This window comes from Streptomyces sp. SS8 (genome assembly GCF_054072955.1).
In genome coordinates, this window is sequence record NZ_JBSVCZ010000022.1 from 1 (window position 1) to 16,861 (window position 16,861).

The following is a 16,861-nucleotide window of genomic DNA, read 5'->3' on the forward strand; positions in this document are numbered from 1 at the left end:
CGGAGGTACCCGCTCCGCGGGTACCTCCGCGCTGGCGCGCGGAGCAGCGAACCGCGGCGCTGCGCGCCGCGGTTGCGGCGCGCTGCGCTCGCCGTGCCCCCGCGCTTCGCGCGGGGGGCTCCCTCCGCTTCGCTGCGGGAGCCAAAGGCCGGCGCTGCGCGCCGGGGGCCCTCGCTGTGCTCGGGCAGGCCGCGCTGCTTCGCTGGTGCGGCCTCAGGGGTTCCGCTGCGCTCCACCCCTTCGGGAGCGGCCTGGGGGGTGACCTGTCGTCAGAGTGCGGGTGATGGGTGGTGGTTGGGCCCGCTGCGCGGGCCGGGCTGGCTACAGGGGACGGCGTGGCGGTGCGTTGTGATGATGCGTCATGTAGCGTTGGGGAAAGTATGGCAGACCCCTTCGCGGGTGCCTGTGGTTTCTTTGGGGTGGGTTTTGGTTGGCTGGGTTGTGAAGTCGGAGGTCTCTCGCCATAACTGGACGGGCATGGAGTGCGGCTGCGGGGAAAGCGCAGTGCATGTGCCGCGTGATTTCCTAGCTGCGTTGACAAAGGCTCCTCCTGAGCGGGTGGGGGAAGGCTGGGCAGACAATCATGTGTATATCCAGTCCAATCTGATGGAGCCGGCCGTGGCTGCGGCCGGCATGGTGGCTGCGGCGGTGGCCGATCCTCTGGTGCCGCTGATGTGGCGACGCAGTCTCCTGCTGGTGCTGGATTGTCTGTGCACCGGTGAGCAGGACGGCGTTGCGGCGGCGTGCCTGCAGGCGGTCCGCGGGTGTTCATGGGCGCTGTACGAGGAGATCGCCTCGGGCCGGTCCGTGAGCGCGGCGGGGTATGCCTTCGAGTTGCTCTCCCTGATGCCGGAGGAGAAGGAACGGCTGAAATTCTTCCAGGAAAGACACTGGGAGGACCTGCCGTGGGATCTTCGTCCGGGACGGATGGATCTGGATGCTGTCGATTGGTAGGCGGGGCTGGCATGAGGGGCGTCATTCTTCGGGAACACCAGGTAGAGGCCGTCTCCCGGATACAGAAGTGGGTCGGATTCCCCGCACGGGCTGAAGTGCCCAAGGCGGGGGCGCGGGCCACGCTGGTGTCCGCCACGGGGTCGGGGAAGACGATCACCGCCGCCGCGGCCGCGCTGGAGTGCTTCCCCCGCGGCCGGATCCTGGTCATGGTGCCGACCCTGGACCTGCTGGTGCAGACCGCCCAGGCCTGGCGCCGGGTCGGGCACCGAGGGCCGATGGTCGCCGTCTGCTCGCTGGAGAGCGACGCGGTGCTGAACGAACTAGGGGTGCGCACCACCACCAACCCCATTCAACTCGCCCTGTGGGCCGGGCACGGGCCGGCCGTCGTGCTGGCCACCTACGCCTCCCTGGTGGACCGCGACGACCCCGAGCAGCCGAATCCGGATCAGCGCCCGTATGGGCCCTGGCAGAACGACAGGGAGCCGGAGGGCCGGAAGAAGGTTCGCGGGCCGCTGGAGGCAGCCCTGGCCGGTGGAGAGCGCCTGTACGGGCAGCGGATGGACGGCTTCGACCTCGCGATCATCGACGAGGCCCACTCGACCACAGGCGATCTGGGGCGGCCCTGGGCCGCCATCCACGACAACCGGCGAATCCCCGCCGACTTCCGGCTCTACCTCACCGCCACCCCCCGCATCCTCGCCGCGCCGCGGCCACAGCGCGGGAAGGACGGCCAGGAGCCAGTGATCGCGTCGATGCGGAGCGATCCCGAAGGCCCCTACGGCGAGTGGATCCACGAACTGGGGCTAAGCGAAAGCATCGAGCGGGGCATCCTCGCCGGGTTTGAGATCGACGTGCTGGAGATCCGGGACCCGGCCCCGGTGCTGGAGACTTCGGAGGAAGCGCTGCGGGGTCGGCGCCTGGCCCTGCTGCAGACCGCGCTTCTGGAACACGCCGCGCAGCACAATCTCAAGACCGTCATGGTCTTCCACCAGCGGGTCGAGGAGGCCGCCGCGTTCGCGGAGCAGCTGCCCACGACCGCCGCCGAGCTGTACGCCACCGACACCTCGGATGAGGCCTTGGCCGCCGCGGAGCGCCTGCCGGCGTCGTCGATCGGCGCCGAGTTCTACGACCTTGAGCCCGGCCGCCACGTCCCCCCGGAGAGGCTCTGGTCGCAATGGCTGTGCGGCGACCACCTCGTCAGTGAGCGGCGCGAGGCGCTCCGCCAGTTCGCGAACGGCGTCGACGCCGCCGGGCGCCGGGTGCACCGCGCGTTCCTCGCCTCGGTGCGGGTCCTCGGCGAAGGCGTCGACATCACCGGCGCCCGGGGGGTCGAGGGCGTGTGCTTCGCCGACACCCGCACCTCCCAGGTCGAGATCGTGCAGAACATCGGCCGCGCCCTGCGCCCCAATCCCGACGGCACCCAGAAGATGGCCAGGATCATCGTGCCGGTCTTCCTCGCCCCCGGCGAGGATCCCAACGACATGATCGCCTCCGCCTCGTTCGCCCCCCTGACCGCAATCCTCCAGGGCCTACGCTCGCACGACGAACGCGTGACCGAGCAGCTCGCCTCCCGCGCCCTGTCCCGCAGCAGGCACGAACGCAAGGTCCACATCCGACGGGACGAGGACGGCCGCATCATCGGGGCCGGCGGCGAGGGCAACGGCGGCGACCAGGAGCAGGACGACGCCCAGGCCGTGGCCGAGTCCGCGCTGCTGCGCTTCTCCTCTCCCCGGGACGCGGCCACGATCGCCGCGTTCCTGCGCACCCGCGTCTACCGGCCCGAATCGCTGGTCTGGTTGGAGGGCTACCAGGCCCTGCTCCGCTGGCGCCAGGAAAACGGCATCACCGGGCTGCACGCCGTGCCCTACGACACGGAGACGACGGTGGGCGTCACCAAGGCGTTTCCGCTGGGCAGGTGGGTCCACCAGCAGCGGAAGGCGCTACGGGCCGGGGAGCTGGAGCCGCGACGCAAGACCCTGCTGGACGCGCCGGAGGCCGGGATGGTCTGGGAACCGGGCGAGGAAGCCTGGGAGACCAAACTCGCCGTGCTGCGCTCCTACCGGCGCGCCCACGGCCACCTCGCCCCCCGGCAGAACGCAGTCTGGGCCGATCCCGCCGGCGGGGAGCGGGTGCCCATCGGCCAGCACCTGGCCAACCTTCGCAGGAAGGGCGGGCTCGGCAAGGACCCCGAACGCGCCAGGACCCGCGCGGAGCAGTTGGCGGCGATCGACCCAGACTGGAACTGCCCCTGGCCCCTGGACTGGCAACGCCACCACGCGGTACTCCGCGACCTCGTCACGGCTGACGGACCCGACATCCTCGCCGAGATCCGGCCCGGCGTGACCTTCGAGGGCGATGATCTGGGACGCTGGATCCAACGACAGGCTGATTCCTGGGCGGAGCTGTCGGAGGAACAGCAGCGGCGACTGTCCGAGCTGGGTGTGAAGCCCGCCGAGCGGCCCGCACCGGCCCCGGCCGAGAAGCGCAGCGGGAAGACATCAGCGGCTTTCCAGCGCGGCCTCGCAGCCCTCGCACAATGGGTCGAACGAGAAGGCACCCACCGCGTCCCCAGACAGCACACCGAACACGTCACCCTCGACGGCCAGCAGCACGCCGTCCGGCTGGGCGTGTGGATCTCCAACACCAAAATCCGCCGCGACAAACTCACCCCCGATCAGCGGGCGGCACTCCGCGAGCTGGGCATGAACTGGGCGTGAGGCACGCTTGCTGGCCGTCGGAACGCGGGTCCTGGCCCCTGTCCTGCCAGGGTGAGGACTGAGCTGTACTGATCTTCGTGGAGTCCCTGAAGCCTGGGTTACGCTTCCAGGCGTGAGGAGAACCACGAGCAATGCCAGCACCCCGTAAGTACCCTGATGAGCTGCGTGAGCGGGCGGTGCGCGAGGTCCGCGCGACCGGCCGTCCCATCGCGCACGTCGCCCGCGACCTCGGCATCCACAAGGAGGCCCTGCGCGGCTGGGTCCGCCAGGCCGAGGCGGACGCCGGCGAGCGTGACGACCGGCTGACGACTGCCGAGCGCGACGAGTTGAAGGGACTCCGCAAGGAGAACGCCGAGTTGAGGCGGGCCAACGAGATCCTGAAGGCCGCCTCGGTGTTTTTTGCCCAGGAGATCGACCGTCCCCGGACGAGGCCGAGCAGGTGATCGACCACCTGCGCGGCAAGGGCCTCGGGGTCGATCCCGTCTGCCGGGTGCTGGATGTGCCGCCGTCGACGTACTTCGCGCGCAAGACGCGGCCGAAGTCGGCCCGCCGCCTGCGCGACGAGGAACTGATTCCGCTGGTCACGGGCGTGTGGGAGGACTCCGGCCGCACCTACGGTGCGCGCCGGGTCACCCGCGCGCTGGTCCGCGCCGGACACGCGGTGGCCCGCTGCACGGTCGAGCGGCTGATGGGCGAACTCGGCATCGAGGGCGTCATCCGCGGACAGCGCCGCCGCACCACGGTCCCCGAGCCGGCCGCGCCGCGCCCGCCGGATCTGGTCAACCGCCGTTTCACCGCCGAGCGGCCCAACCAGCTGTGGCTGGCGGATCTGACCTACATCCGCACCTGGTCGGGGTGGGTCTACGTGGCGTTCGTCCTGGACGCGTACTCACGCCGGATCGTGGGCTGGCAGGCCGCCACGCACCTGCGCACGGACCTGCCGCTGGACGCGCTGGAGATGGCGCTGTGGCGGCAGAGGATCAAGAAGGACGCCGATCTCATCCACCACAGCGACCGCGGGTCGCAGTACGTATCCATTCGGTACACGGAACGTCTCGCCGAGGTCGGTGCCTCGGCGTCGGTCGGGTCCGTCGCGGACAGTTATGACAACGCGATGGCCGAGGCCCTCAACGGCACGTTCAAAGCCGAACTGATCGAACATCAGGGGCCATGGCGGGACGTCGACCAGATCGAGCGGGCCGTCTTCCAGTGGGTCGCGTGGTACAACGGTGAACGACTCCACTCCGCCCTGGGCTACGTGCCGCCCGACGAGTACGAGCAGACGTACTGGGCGCACCTGGAGGAAGTCCCGCAGACCGCTTGATCACACGATCGCGGACTCCACGAAACTCGGGGCAGCTCAACGAACGCCTGCGATGTTCGGCGAGGGCACGCGCGGGCCGCAACGCCGAGCCCAGTGCGGGAATCATCGACAGCCAGTCGGTGGACGCCTCCGAGACCGTCGGCGAGGACAGCCGCGGATACGACGGCGGCAAGTCACGTGACGGGCGCAAGCGTCACATCCTGACCGACACCGAGGGTCTGCTCCTGGAGGTGACCGTGACCACGGCCGATGTGCACGACTCCAAGGCCGCTCCCGCGCTGCTGGAGACGTTCATGGACCAGCCGGGCCGGCTGCTGAAGCTGGTGTGGGTCGACAGTACCTACCAGGGTCCGGCACTGGCGAAGGCGTTCGCCCGTCACGGAGTGCGGACCGAGGTCGTGCGCCGCTCCGACGGGCAACGCGGATTTGTCGTACTGGCCCGCAGGTGGGTGGTGGAGCGAACCCTGAGCTGGCTCTCCCGCTCACGCCGCCTCAACCGCGACCACGAACGCCGCCCCGACCACCACGCGGCGATGGTGTGGTGGGCCGCCGTGATCAGGCTGTCGAGGCGCCTGGCCGCAGACGCTCCGCACTGGCCGGAGAAACGCCCCGGCCGACTGCCCCGGGCGCGGGCATGAACCGTCCGTCCTCCGCCCGCACCAGCCAGCCCCGCTTCTCCAGCACGTAGGCACGGTGACGGATCTTCTCCACCTCGTTCTTGATCTCCGCTTCCCGGCCCACCGCCCGCGTCAGCTCCACCCCGTTCACCGGCCCTGAAGCAGCCACCACCGCAACAAACACCTCCCGATACAGGCCGCCGAGTACCTCCTCACCCATGCCCGACCGCCACACCGGCGGCCTCTCGCCACGCCCCGCGCCGGAGCCGCTCGATCCCACGCCGGCAGCCGCCTCACCACCAGACGGCACGGAAGCCGGCGTATTCACCGGGCTCTCCTCGGCCAGCACCGCCACGAGCTCCTCACGCCCCACCCGGGCCCGCTCGACCCGCTCCCGCGCGGCATCCACCTCCGCCTGAGCCTGCTCCAGAACCTCCGTCCAGGACTCCAGATCCTGCCTCGCCCGCGCCTCACGCCGTTCCATCAGCCCCAACACCGACGGCATCGCACCCTCCTCGATCAACAGCAAGCCGTCCGCTGCCTGCCCCTACCCCTCCGCGATCATGCCCCGCACACGAAGAAGCCCCTGCTCATCGAACAGGGACTCCCTTTGCCACAACACACTCAGACCGGTCAGGCCCACCACCTGATCTACCGGCTGACCACGTTCGAACAGCCGGACGGCTCCCTGAGGGCTGATCACGGCGATGTGCCCGGGCCTTGACCCCGAATCCCGGACACGGGTCATGCGGCCGGCACCAGCGTGGTCGGTGTCCTTCGGAAGGCGTTCTCGCAGGCGATCGGGCTGCGGTGCCCGAGGCGGGAGTGACGGCGTCGGGCGTTGGAGCGGCGCAGCCAGCGGAACGCGTCGAGCCGGGCGTCGGCCGCCTGTCTCGCCGCCCGGTCGCCGCCATCGCACCGTCCTCTCGCACCTGCCGGCGGCGCGACGTCCCCTACGTGGTTCGCACGTCGTACGCCGAGGGCGGGCCTCCTCCCTGCCGGTCCGCAGACGCGACCGAGGTGACGGTGGACATCGGCACCGTGCTGACGCGCAAGATCGCCGCAGCCGCCTGCTGCACCTCCCAACCGGGGCCCCAGTTCGGCGGCATCGAGCGGTCGGCGGGGCGCTGTACGCCGTGGCCCGGACCGAGGCCCGCCACACCGGCACCCGGTGTGGTCACGGTGAGGCGCTCAGGGCCGGAAGCCGGGCCCGGCGGCTTCCGGGCACTCTCCTCACACCGGAGGTCTTCGCCATGATCAAGATCAGTCAGCGTTGACAACGCTCGTGATCTGTACACCTGGGCCACGGCACCGTCTGTGGTCGAGGCGCCGGCCATGTCGGGAAGCTTGCCCGAATGCCGGGCCTTGAGGCGGTGGGAGCCGTCGCCGGGTCCACGAACCGCCACTGCTGGTCGCTTCGTCATTGCGCGTGCGCCGGCTGACCCGCGCCGTCGGCGGTGGACGCGCCAGAGACGTCCACCGCCTTGCCGCTGTTGCGATCGACCAGGGCGTACCAGGTATCGGTGTCCACCGTCGCCGCCTCGGCGGGTGCCGGATTCACTCCGGCGAGCAAGCCGGTCACGAGGGTCGCCGCCGTGATGGCGGCGACCCTCGTGATCACCAGCGACGACCTCGTGATGGGGCGGGGGAAGCCGCACTGCAGGCCGTCACCGATTCACCCTTTCGTCGGTAGCATGCCTTGTCAGGCGCGGGTCCAGCGCTGGTTGCTGCCGTTCGAGCAGGAGTAGAGCTGGATCAGGGTGCCGTTGGCGGTGCCGGCCCCGACGGCGTCGAGGCAGAGGCCGGACTGGACGCCGACGATGGATCCGTCGGAGTTGAGGCGCCACTTCTGGTTGTCGCCACCCCAACAGCTGTAGATCTGGACCTTGGCGCCGTTGCCGGTGCCGGCGGCGTCCAGGCACTTGTTGCCGTAGACCCTGAGTTCGCCGGCATCGGTGTACGTCCACTGCTGGTTGGTGCCGTTGTGGCAGTCCCACAGATGGACCTGGGTGCCGTCGGTGGTGCTGGCGTTGGGCACGTCCAGGCAGCGGCCCGAACCGACGCCCTTGATCGTGTTGCCGTCCCCGGGCGGCGGAGTGGTGGAGCCGCCGTTGAGTGCGTCGAGGACGGCGGTGTACGCGGGCTTCTTGCTGCCGTTGTTGTAGAACAACAGCGGCGTGTGCTCCGAACGCCACGAGTCGCTGTCGCGCACGCCCCAGACGGTGACACCGAGGCAACGGGAGACGGCCAGGCAGTCGTTGACCACGGCGGCGTAGGTCGAGGGCGAGGCTCCCTGGATGTCGAGTTCGGTGATGGCCACGTCGACGCCGAGGGCGGCGAACTCCTGCAGCGTGGTGCGGAAGTTGCTGTTGTAGGGGCTGCCGCTGTTGAAGTGCGACTGGAAGCCGACGCAGTCGATCGGCACTCCGCGCTGCTTGAAGTCCCGCACCATGCGGTACATGGCCTGGGTCTTGGCCCAGGTCCAGTTCTCGACGTTGTAGTCGTTGTAACAGAGTTTGGCGGACGGGTCGGCGGCGCGCGCGGTGCGGAAGGCGACCTCGATCCAGTCGTTTCCGGTGCGCTGCAGGTTGGAGTCGCGCCGGGCTCCCGAACTGCCGTCGGCAAATGCCTCGTTCACGACGTCCCACTGCGCGATCTTGCCCCTGTAGTGGCTCATCACGCCGTTGATGTGGTCGATCATCGCCTGGCGCAGTGCGCTGCCGCTGAGGTTCTGCATCCAGCCGGGCTGTTGGGAGTGCCAGGCCAGGGTGTGGCCGCGCACCTCCTTGCCGTTCTGCACCGCCCAGTTGTAGACGCGGTCGGCGGCGGTGAAGTTGAACTGGCCCCGCTGCGGCTGGGTGGCGTCGATCTTCATCTCGTTCTCGGCCGTCACCGAGTTGAACTCACGGGCCGCGATCGTCGCGTACGTCGAGTCACTCAGCCTGTTCGCGGCGATGGCGACGCCGAAGTAGCGGCCGCTCTGCGCCGCCGCGGCGCCGAGCGTGCTCTCGGCGGCCTGAGCGGACGGTGGCGCGACCAGCGTGGCGACCACACCGAGGACGCCGGCGACCAGCGCCGGCAGCAGAGTTCGGAGCTTCCGCCGGACAGCGGATCTGGGAAGTGCGTGAGAGTCCATGGCTGTGCCTCCAAGGTAGAGATAACGGAACCACCGGACACCGCGGTCATGGGAGCCGGGAGGATCCCGACCGGCACGGACGGCGCCCGGTCGGTCGCCGAGTGACGTACGCCGGGCGGCAGCGGTCTTTCGACACAGGCACGGGGTACTCCATCGCTGCTCAGCCGGGGGCGTCACGCGGCGTCGCACACCTCTCCGCCTGCACGAGGCGTCAGGATGCGTCGGTGTGAGCCTCACCGGAACGAAAAACGGGGTGGCGCAGGTGTTTCGGCGTGCGGATCTGTCGTGCTGCCGTGCGCGGCCCTGCCCTGCAGCGCAGCCCGCACAGGACTATGGCGTTCGAAATATCGAACCATGGTCGACTATCCAGACAAGATATTGAGGAATTGACAGCGCCTCGTCAACCCTCGCGGCGCGAAAGATTTTCGCTTCCGCGTACGAAACTTTCGGACCCTCGCGAGCCGGGCGGATCCCCGGACCGGTGAGCCGCATCGTGAACTTGCGGAGGCCCGGTCGGCGTGACGGCTTGCCGCGTCCGAGGGGAAGGAAGCGTTTACGGACAGCTCGGCGACAGGTCTTGACCGGAAGGCCCCGCCTTCCTAGCTTGTGGCGTCACAGAACCGGGACACCGTCGAAACTTTCGAACCTGCCCTTGCCCCCGGCACGGTCGCTCCACGGTTCATCGGCGTCACCTCACCCCCGCCCCCAAGGAGGCCCTCTGATGTGGCTTCGCCCCCCGTCACCAGTCCACCCAAGACGCTTACTCGGCGTCTTCGCTTCCTTGCTGTTGGCCGCCACCTTCCTCGGTGCCCAGCCCGCCCAAGCCGCGACCGTAGACCCCAACGCCTCGTATGTGCTGGTCAACCGCAACAGCGGCAAAGCCCTGGATGTCTACAACATGGCGACCGACGACGGCGCCCGCATCACCCAATGGACCAGGAACAACCAGAACCAGCAGCAGTGGCAGTTCGTCGATTCCGGCGACGGCTACTACCGCCTCAAGTCCCGCCACTCGGGCAAGGTACTGGACGTCTACAACTGGTCCACCACGAACGGCGGCTCGATCGTCCAGTGGGCCGACCTGAACGGCACCAACCAGCAGTGGCGGCTGGCCGACAGTCCGGACGGCTACGTGAGACTCATCTCACGCCACAGCAACAAGGCCCTCGAAGTGCAAGGCGCCTCCACCGCCGACAACGCGAACATCGTCCAGTACGACGACTGGGGCGGCGCCAACCAGCAGTGGCAGCTCGTCAAGGTCGGCACCGAAACCCCCGGCTCGTGTGATCTTCCGTCGACCTACCGCTGGACATCGACGGGCGCGCTGGCGCAGCCCAAGCAGGGGTGGGTCTCGCTCAAGGACTTCACCGTCGCCCCCTACAACGGCAGGCAACTCGTCTACGCGACCACGCACGACACGGGGACGAGGTGGGGTTCGATGAACTTCGGCCTGTTCACCAACTGGTCGGAGATGGCCTCGGCCAGCCAGAACACGATGTCCAGTTCCACCGTCGCACCCACGCTCTTCTACTTCGCTCCGAAGAACGTCTGGGTGCTCGCCTACCAGTGGGGCAGGACCGCCTTCTCCTACCGGACGTCGAGCGACCCCACCAACCCGAACGGCTGGTCGTCCGAGCAGGTGCTCTTCTCCGGAAGCATCTCCGACTCCGGAACGGGGCCCATCGACCAGACGCTCATCGGTGACGGCACGAACATGTACCTGTTCTTCGCCGGCGACAACGGCAAGATCTACCGGGCCAGCATGCCGATCGGGAACTTCCCGGGCAGCTTCGGCTCGACCTCGACAGTGATCATGAGTGACACGACGAACAACCTGTTCGAAGCCCCGCAGGTCTACAAGTTGCGGGGTCAGAACCGCTACCTCATGATCGTCGAGGCGATCGGCTCGCAGGGCCGGTACTTCCGCTCCTTCACGGCCACCAGCCTGAACGGCTCCTGGACACCCCAGGCCGCGACCGAGAACAATCCTTTCGCCGGCAAGGCCAACAGTGGCGCCACCTGGACCAACGACATCAGCCACGGCGAGCTGCTCCGCACCAGCCCCGATCAGACCATGACCGTCGATCCCTGCAATCTGCAGTTGCTCTACCAGGGACGCAGCCCCAACTCCGGCGGCGACTACGGCCTCCTGCCCTACCGCCCGGGTCTGCTGACACTGCAGCGCTGACGGCACGACACGGTTCCGGCTCCGGTAGGGAGCCTGGGTGGCGGGCTCGGCGGAAGACCGAGCCCGCCACGCCGTAACCCGAAAAGCCCAGATCCCCCCGCCTCCACGGTGAAGGACGTTCAGTGGCCTTCCTCTGGTGCGTGGACCATGCCGCCGAGCGGAGCAAGGCAGCGGTGCACCAGGACGAGGGTGCGGCTCCGCGAGCGTGTGGAGCGGGGCGCCGCCGTCGACGACAGCGAGGTTCGCCAGCAGCACACCGGCCGGTGAGCGCCAGGGCAGCCTGGCCTGTCGGCCGGAGGCTCCGGAGCTCTCCGGGTCAGGGCTGTCGGCGGAACGGAGCGAGTGTGGCGCGGACGAGGTCGGCGGCGCCCCAGTCGGGGGTGAACTGGGCGATGACGGCCAGGTGCTGGCGGAGCTGCAGGATCGGCATCCGTTCTCGCCAGTGGCGATCGAGCCCGGTCAGCTCGGCGTACAGCTCGAAGAGCACATGCGCCTCGGGCGGCGGCGCCGTAGTCCACAGGTGGGCCAGGTCGACCTCGGCCCACATGTACGACACCGCAGGGTCGATCAGTGCGGGTTGCCCATCGGAAGTGGCCATGATGTTCAGCGCCCACAGGTCACCGTGCGTCAGGCACGCGGGCCTGACCGGCAGCAGCTCGGGCAACCGGTCGCACAGTCGCTCCAGCGCCACCCGGTCCGCGCGGTCCAGCGCCTCCCGGACACGAGGCTCGTTCAGCCAGCGCAGCAGACGGTGCTGGGCAAAGAACTCGAATCCATTGTCCTCCCAGGTGTTGACCTGCCGCAGGCGCCCCAGCCAGTTGTCCTGGTGCCACCCGAAGCGGGGATTCCGTGTGGCGGTGTGCAGATGGGCGAGCGCATGCGCGAGCTGCTCCCAGAAGGCCTCGGTGCGCGGCCGAGGCCGCAGTACGGACAGCACGAGCAGGTCGTGGTCCGCGAGGATGACGTCGGGCGTGGCAACACCGCCCGCCTCGCGCAGCACGGTGAGCCCTTCAGCCTCCGCGGCGAAAGCGCCACCTGACGGCGACTCGCCGAACTCCTTGGCGAACACCGATGTGCCGTCAGCGCGGCGTGCGAGCCCCGCAGTCGCGGCAAGCCCTCCAGCGGCCGGGTCGACCGCAACCACGTCACGCAAACCGGCCGCGTGCAGGCGTGAGAGCAGTGAAGACGTTGGTTCCGTCACGGATGTTCTCCTCTGTGCCGGTACTCGTCATGGAAGTCGGGGTGGGTGCTGCCCGGCTACGTGCCACGGGACCACGATCAGGTCCTGGCCCCGCACGGTGGAGGACGCCGTGGAGGGCCGCAGCCGACTGCTGATCTTGGTCGGATCCCCCTCCACCGGCAAGACCCGGGCCCGCTGGGAGGCCGTCCAGCCGCCGGCTGGTGCCCCCGAACCACTGCGCCGCCACCACCACAGCACCCCGGCGGCCCGGGCCGTGCTGGACGCCCGCCGCCTCGGGGTGGGCATGTACCGCCCCAGATCTTCCTGACCGGCGCCACCGCCGGCCACCTCACCGACCACGACTACGGCCACTTCCCCGACGACTGGGCCGAACAGGCCTTGGCCGACCTCACCGCCCCGTCCACGTCCTGCCGCTGCGCTCGGCTCATGAACACCGCTGACCGGGTCCGTGCGCCCCGGTTCCCAGGGCGCCCGGTGTTCCGGGCCGGGGCGCCCGCAGACACCACCACCGGCCGGGTCACGAGGAGATTTCACCGAAACGCTGAACCGAAGCGGGTTGATGGTTGAAGATTCATTCAAAGCTTCGTCCCAGCGGAGCTCCGACCGGGAAGGAACCGCAGCACTATGAAGATCCGACCCAAGAAACTGGCGCTGGGCGCCATGACGGCCGTCGCGGTGAGCGTCGCGCTCCCGGCAGCCCCCGCCTTCGCCACCGACGAGATCGACTGCGGCGCCGGCACGGATTCCGTGAGGGTGACGTATCTGGAGAACGGCACGGAGCACGCCCGGTGCTGGACCGGCCCCGGCGACGTCCCGCTCGAACAGGGCGGCGTCACCTCCTTCTCCTCGGGCGCCCACGAGGTGGTCGTCTTCTGGAGGACGAACCTGGGATGGGACGTCGCGGTGCTCCCGCCCCACACGTCGGCCCCCTTCATCGGTGCCGACACCTACCACGTCTACGGTTTCCACGTCAGGTAACCCCTGACAGCGGCCGGCCCGGTCCGTCCGGGCCGGGCCGGCCGTTCGCGACACACATGGTGATGAGAAACGCGGTGCCGGTGTGGCAGGCGGCGCCGGAAGCCGACCGTCCCGGGCGCAGCGGACGTGCGGCGCCCGGCGGCGGCCGGTGACGGAGTGAGGCCGGTGTTGCCGGCGGTGAGGTCGGCGGGACGGGGCCGGGCACTCCCCTCTTCGGCGCGGCGCGTAACACCCCGGTCGCACGGGTGCCGGTGGGCCTTCGGCCTGTCGGCCGCTCTCATCCCATACACACACGAGCGTCTGCGTGCTGTTCCCGGAGCACAGCCGCCGCCCCGACGGCCTGCCCCGGTGTCAGCCGCGCTCTCCGGCGGCCACACGCCCGCCGCGAGCGACGGCCAGGGCCCTGCCGCCTCCATCCCTCCGCCTGCCCTCACCGCGGTGGACGGTGACGACGGCCGAGAGGCAGACGACCAGACCGAAAGCGGTCTGGAATCCGAACGGCTCTCCGAACATCAACGCCCCCCAGACGGCCGTGACCGGCGCCATCAGGAACATCAGCGTGTTGACCTTGGTGACGCCGGAGCGCTTCAGGATGAGCCAGTACAACCCGTAACCGCCGAAGGTGGACAGTCCTACGAGCCAGGCGACCGCGAGCCAGAACGCGCCCTCGGCGGGCGGCGCGGCGGCTCCGGCTCCCACGGCCAGCACGGAGAAGAGGACGGCACTGGTGGCACAGTGGACGGTGAGCGACACCGAGGGCGCGACCCGCGAGCGGGACCGGCTCTCCAGGAACGTCGCCGCGACGAGGGAGAACATGCCGAGCAGCGGGACGGCATACGCCCACCAGGGCACATCGGCCCCGGCCGCCGCGTCGGCCAGGGTGACCACGGCGACGCCGCCCAGCCCCAGGACCAGACCGATCCACTGCCGGCCCGAGACGTACTGCCCCAGCAGCGGCCCCGCCAGAGCCCCGGCGACGAGGGGCTGGACTCCGTCGATCAGGGCCGTCGTGCCGCTGGAGACGCCGAGCTGGATGGCGTAGTACACACTCAGCAGGTAGCCGCTCTGCGACAGCACGCCGATCACGGCCTGGCGGGTCACGTCCCGGGCGGTGAGCCCCCTCCACGCCCCGCGCATGAGGACGGCGACGGCGACGAGGACGACGGACAGCGGCAGGAAACGCCACATCAGGATCGTGATCGCGGACGCGCTGCCCGCGCCGAGCTTGGCGCCGATGAACCCGGAGCTCCAGCACAGGACGAAGGCGAGGGACAGCAGGATGTTCACAGCACCACACCACTAAACAGATCGGTTTACCCGCTCCCCGCCCACTATACAGATCGGTATAGTGGGTGTCATGGGTACCGCTGAGGCCCCGCGCCGGATCACCATGACGCCCGCCGCCCGCCGCGTCCTCGAGGCAGCCGCCCGGCTGTTCTACGAGCGCGGCATCCACGCCGTCGGCGTCGACCTCATCGCCGCCGAGGCCGGGGTGACGAAGAAGACCCTCTACGACAGGTTCGGCTCCAAGGAGCAGATCGTCGTGGAGTACCTGGCCGACCGCGACGAGCGCTGGCGCGCCTTCCTCACCGAGCGCCTGGACGCGGCGGGACCCGACCCGCGTGCACGGGTCCTGGCCGTCTTCGACGCCACGGAGGCCTGGGCGGCGGAACTCAGCCCCAGGGGGTGCAGCATGGTCAACGCCCACGCGGAGATCAGCGACCCCGGCCATCCGGCCCACCCGGTCATCACCGGGCAGAAGCAGTGGATGTTCGCCCTGTTCACACTTCTCTCCGCCGACATCGCCCCCGGCCGAGCCGGTGGCCTGGCCCGGACGCTGATGCTGCTGCACGAGGGCGCCCTGGTCGCGCACGGCCTCGACATCTTCCCGGATGCCGCCGCGTCGGCGCGTGAACAGGTCCGCGCGCTACTCGAGCAGCGGACGTGACCGGCCCTTTCCCCTGCCCGGTGCCCGCCCGCGAGGTCCGCCCCGCCGTCTCGTCGAGATCCGGGCCACGAAGTCCCAGGTCGCGCTGCATCCCACCGCCCCGGCGCCAGTGGCCGGACCCTGTTGGCCGTCCATCCGCGGGCCGTTGGCCGAGGCGCCCGCGTCGTGGATGAGACGCGCTGGGACGCTCTCCCACCGGCCCCGACCGCCGCGTCACCACCGGCGACGACGTTCTGCCCTCTCCCCGCCACGGTCGGCCTCCCGGACCGGAGAGCGGGCCGCTGCAGGCTCTGCCGAGCAGGACTGCTGCCGCAAGTGTCGAGGCCGGCCGCACCTGGCCGAGGCCCTGAACCAGTACGTCCAGCGGACGGACGAGGCCGGGATGGGCTACCTCGGCCTGCTCGATCTGGTGCTGTCCGAGGAACTCGCCGTCCGCGACGACCTCCGCTTCCGCAACGGCCTGCGGCTGTCGAAGCTGCCGCACCACAAGACGCCGGAGGACCACGACTTCTCCCAGCCCGACCTCGACCCGCGCAAGGTCGAGGACCTGGCCATCCTCTCCTTCGTCGAGGACAAGGCCAACGTCGCTCTGCTCGGGCCGCCCGGGGTCGGCAAGACGCACATCGTCGTTGCCCCGGCCGTCGCGGCCTGACGGGCCGGCTATTCGATCCACTTCACCAGCCTCGACGGCATGGTTCGCCACCTCAGGGCCGCCGAGGACCAGGGCCGTCTGATCAGCAAGCTCACCGGCTGCCTCCGACCCGCCGTTCTCGTGGTCGACGAGGTGGGCTACCGGCCGCTGGAGCGGGCCGAGGCGAGCCCGGTCTTCCAGGTCATCTCCAAGCGTTACGGGAGGGGCTCGATCATCCTGGCCTCGAACAAGATCTTCGGCGAGCGGGGTCAGGTCTTCGGCGACGAGGCTCTGGCCACCGCGATCCTCGACCGGCTCCTGCACCACTGCGAGGTCGTCCCGATCAACGGGCGACGGCACCGCCAACGGTCGCGGCGACCGCGGCCCCGCACCGGCTGACCGACCGCGGCCTTGCCCGGCCGAGGTGGAAGGTGGCCGGGCGCGGCGAGGACCCGCCGACCGTTGGACAGGCCGACGGAGGGCTGAGGACGACCGTCGCCGGCGAATCGCTCACGGCCGGAGACGTCCCCCGGCCGTGCCCGACACAGCACCGGTCGGCACCGGGACGCGTCTTCTTGGTCCGCCAGGGAACCCGTCGGCGAGCTCGTTCCGCCGGGAATCACCACATCGAGGGGTTACCTCCCGTTCTCCTGCGCCTGCCGCCCCCGACGGCGTAGAGAGAAGACCGTGAACCGAGAACACGGCGGGCTGCGCACGGGCGTGGTGGTGGCCGGAGCACTTCTGGCGCTCATCGCGCCGGTCAGTGCCCGCGCCGAGGATCGAAGCGGTCCCGGTCCCACGCTGCCGGGTGTCGAGATCCGGGCCGGAGACGGCGCCGAGGTCCGGCTGACCGACGGCCACTCCTCACTGACGGTCCTGGCACGACCGGACTGCCCGAGCCTGTCCGTGACGATCACGGCCGACGACCCCCCCGGCACTCGGCTCGATTTACTCCTGGGCCGCCCGTGCCCTTCTCCCTCGCCTCCTCCTCCGCCGGACATGACTCCACCTCCGCCACCCACACGTACTCCTCCCCCGTCTCCCGTACCCACGGACCCGCCTCCGCTCCCCTCCGCGCCCGCCTCTCCCCCGCTCATCGCCACGTCACCGGCATCCCGCCAAACGGCCGTCCCTGCCGCCGTGCCACGCCTCACGGAGAGAACCGCA

The 16,861-nt window shown here is 69.8% G+C and carries 13 protein-coding genes and 1 pseudogene; 9 read left to right on the top strand and 5 right to left on the bottom strand.

Annotation, left to right across the window (positions count from 1 at the left end; all coding sequences use genetic code 11):
* Positions 1-504 precede the first annotated feature (504 nt).
* The 4 genes from ACW69E_RS20245 (at position 505) to ACW69E_RS20260 (ending at position 5,633) form a co-directional block, all read left to right on the top strand.
* Positions 505-954 (top strand): hypothetical protein, encoded by a 450-nt coding sequence (locus ACW69E_RS20245; protein WP_457499688.1) that lies wholly within the window; start codon positions 505-507, stop codon positions 952-954.
* A gap of 11 nt (positions 955-965) precedes the next feature.
* The gene (locus ACW69E_RS20250; protein ID WP_457499689.1) at positions 966-3,671 is read left to right on the top strand and encodes a Helicase associated domain protein; all 2,706 of its coding nucleotides are present in this window, start codon (positions 966-968) and stop codon (positions 3,669-3,671) included.
* Between the two features lie 131 nt (positions 3,672-3,802).
* Positions 3,803-4,995, top strand: a protein-coding gene (locus ACW69E_RS20255; RefSeq protein ID WP_457499690.1) for an IS3 family transposase whose coding sequence is annotated in 2 segments (ribosomal slippage) — positions 3,803-4,067 and positions 4,067-4,995 — 1,194 coding nt in all. Because the reading frame shifts where the segments join, the coding sequence is not laid out codon by codon here.
* Positions 4,992-5,633: an IS5 family transposase gene (locus ACW69E_RS20260; RefSeq protein ID WP_457499691.1), complete on the top strand. Its 642-nt coding sequence runs from the start codon at positions 4,992-4,994 to the stop codon at positions 5,631-5,633. The genes ACW69E_RS20255 and ACW69E_RS20260 overlap by 4 nt, the downstream gene beginning before the upstream one ends.
* Here ACW69E_RS20260 and ACW69E_RS20265 read toward each other — a convergent pair.
* From ACW69E_RS20265 to ACW69E_RS20275, 3 genes are all read right to left on the bottom strand, one after another.
* Positions 5,551-6,141, bottom strand: coding sequence for a hypothetical protein (locus ACW69E_RS20265; RefSeq protein WP_457499692.1), 591 nt, complete (start codon positions 6,139-6,141; stop codon positions 5,551-5,553). The genes ACW69E_RS20260 and ACW69E_RS20265 overlap by 83 nt on opposite strands.
* A gap of 891 nt (positions 6,142-7,032) precedes the next feature.
* A complete protein-coding gene (locus ACW69E_RS20270) occupies positions 7,033-7,233 on the bottom strand; it encodes a hypothetical protein (RefSeq protein ID WP_457499693.1) in 201 nt (66 codons plus the stop codon).
* Positions 7,234-7,314: 81 nt separating this feature from the next.
* Positions 7,315-8,748, bottom strand: a complete 1,434-nt coding sequence (locus tag ACW69E_RS20275; protein ID WP_457499694.1) for an endo-1,4-beta-xylanase — start codon at positions 8,746-8,748, stop codon at positions 7,315-7,317.
* Positions 8,749-9,469: 721 nt separating this feature from the next.
* On the opposite strand from ACW69E_RS20275, the gene ACW69E_RS20280 reads away from it, so the two are divergent.
* Positions 9,470-10,936: a non-reducing end alpha-L-arabinofuranosidase family hydrolase gene (locus tag ACW69E_RS20280; RefSeq protein ID WP_457499695.1), complete on the top strand. Its 1,467-nt coding sequence runs from the start codon at positions 9,470-9,472 to the stop codon at positions 10,934-10,936.
* A gap of 316 nt (positions 10,937-11,252) precedes the next feature.
* On the opposite strand, the gene ACW69E_RS20285 is transcribed toward ACW69E_RS20280, so the two are convergent.
* Complete coding sequence (locus ACW69E_RS20285) at positions 11,253-12,137, bottom strand: fructosamine kinase family protein (protein ID WP_457499696.1); 885 nt, start codon at positions 12,135-12,137, stop codon at positions 11,253-11,255.
* 109 nt (positions 12,138-12,246) lie between these two features.
* Here ACW69E_RS20285 and ACW69E_RS20290 point away from each other — a divergent pair, with 109 nt between their 5' ends.
* Positions 12,247-12,444, top strand: coding sequence for a hypothetical protein (locus ACW69E_RS20290; protein WP_457499697.1), 198 nt, complete (start codon positions 12,247-12,249; stop codon positions 12,442-12,444).
* Positions 12,445-12,761: 317 nt separating this feature from the next.
* Positions 12,762-13,115, top strand: coding sequence for a hypothetical protein (locus ACW69E_RS20295; RefSeq protein ID WP_457499698.1), 354 nt, complete (start codon positions 12,762-12,764; stop codon positions 13,113-13,115).
* A 351-nt stretch (positions 13,116-13,466) separates the two neighbouring features.
* On the opposite strand, the gene ACW69E_RS20300 is transcribed toward ACW69E_RS20295, so the two are convergent.
* A complete protein-coding gene (locus ACW69E_RS20300) occupies positions 13,467-14,402 on the bottom strand; it encodes a DMT family transporter (protein WP_457499699.1) in 936 nt (311 codons plus the stop codon).
* A gap of 70 nt (positions 14,403-14,472) precedes the next feature.
* Here ACW69E_RS20300 and ACW69E_RS20305 point away from each other — a divergent pair, with 70 nt between their 5' ends.
* Complete coding sequence (locus ACW69E_RS20305; protein ID WP_457499700.1) at positions 14,473-15,063, top strand: TetR/AcrR family transcriptional regulator; 591 nt, start codon at positions 14,473-14,475, stop codon at positions 15,061-15,063.
* Between the two features lie 334 nt (positions 15,064-15,397).
* Positions 15,398-16,093: pseudogene (gene istB / locus ACW69E_RS20310) on the top strand (IS21-like element helper ATPase IstB).
* The last annotated feature ends 768 nt before the right edge of the window (positions 16,094-16,861 follow it).

Bases quoted from the DNA above. Each gene is read 5' to 3' on its own strand.
- ACW69E_RS20295 (WP_457499698.1), top strand. From the start codon at position 12,762: ATGAAGATCCGACCCAAGAAACTGGCGCTGGGCGCCATGACGGCCGTC.
- ACW69E_RS20250 (WP_457499689.1), top strand. From the start codon at position 966: ATGAGGGGCGTCATTCTTCGGGAACACCAGGTAGAGGCCGTCTCCCGG.
- ACW69E_RS20280 (WP_457499695.1), top strand. From the start codon at position 9,470: ATGTGGCTTCGCCCCCCGTCACCAGTCCACCCAAGACGCTTACTCGGC.
- ACW69E_RS20305 (WP_457499700.1), top strand. From the start codon at position 14,473: ATGGGTACCGCTGAGGCCCCGCGCCGGATCACCATGACGCCCGCCGCC.
- ACW69E_RS20275 (WP_457499694.1), bottom strand. From the start codon at position 8,748: ATGGACTCTCACGCACTTCCCAGATCCGCTGTCCGGCGGAAGCTCCGA.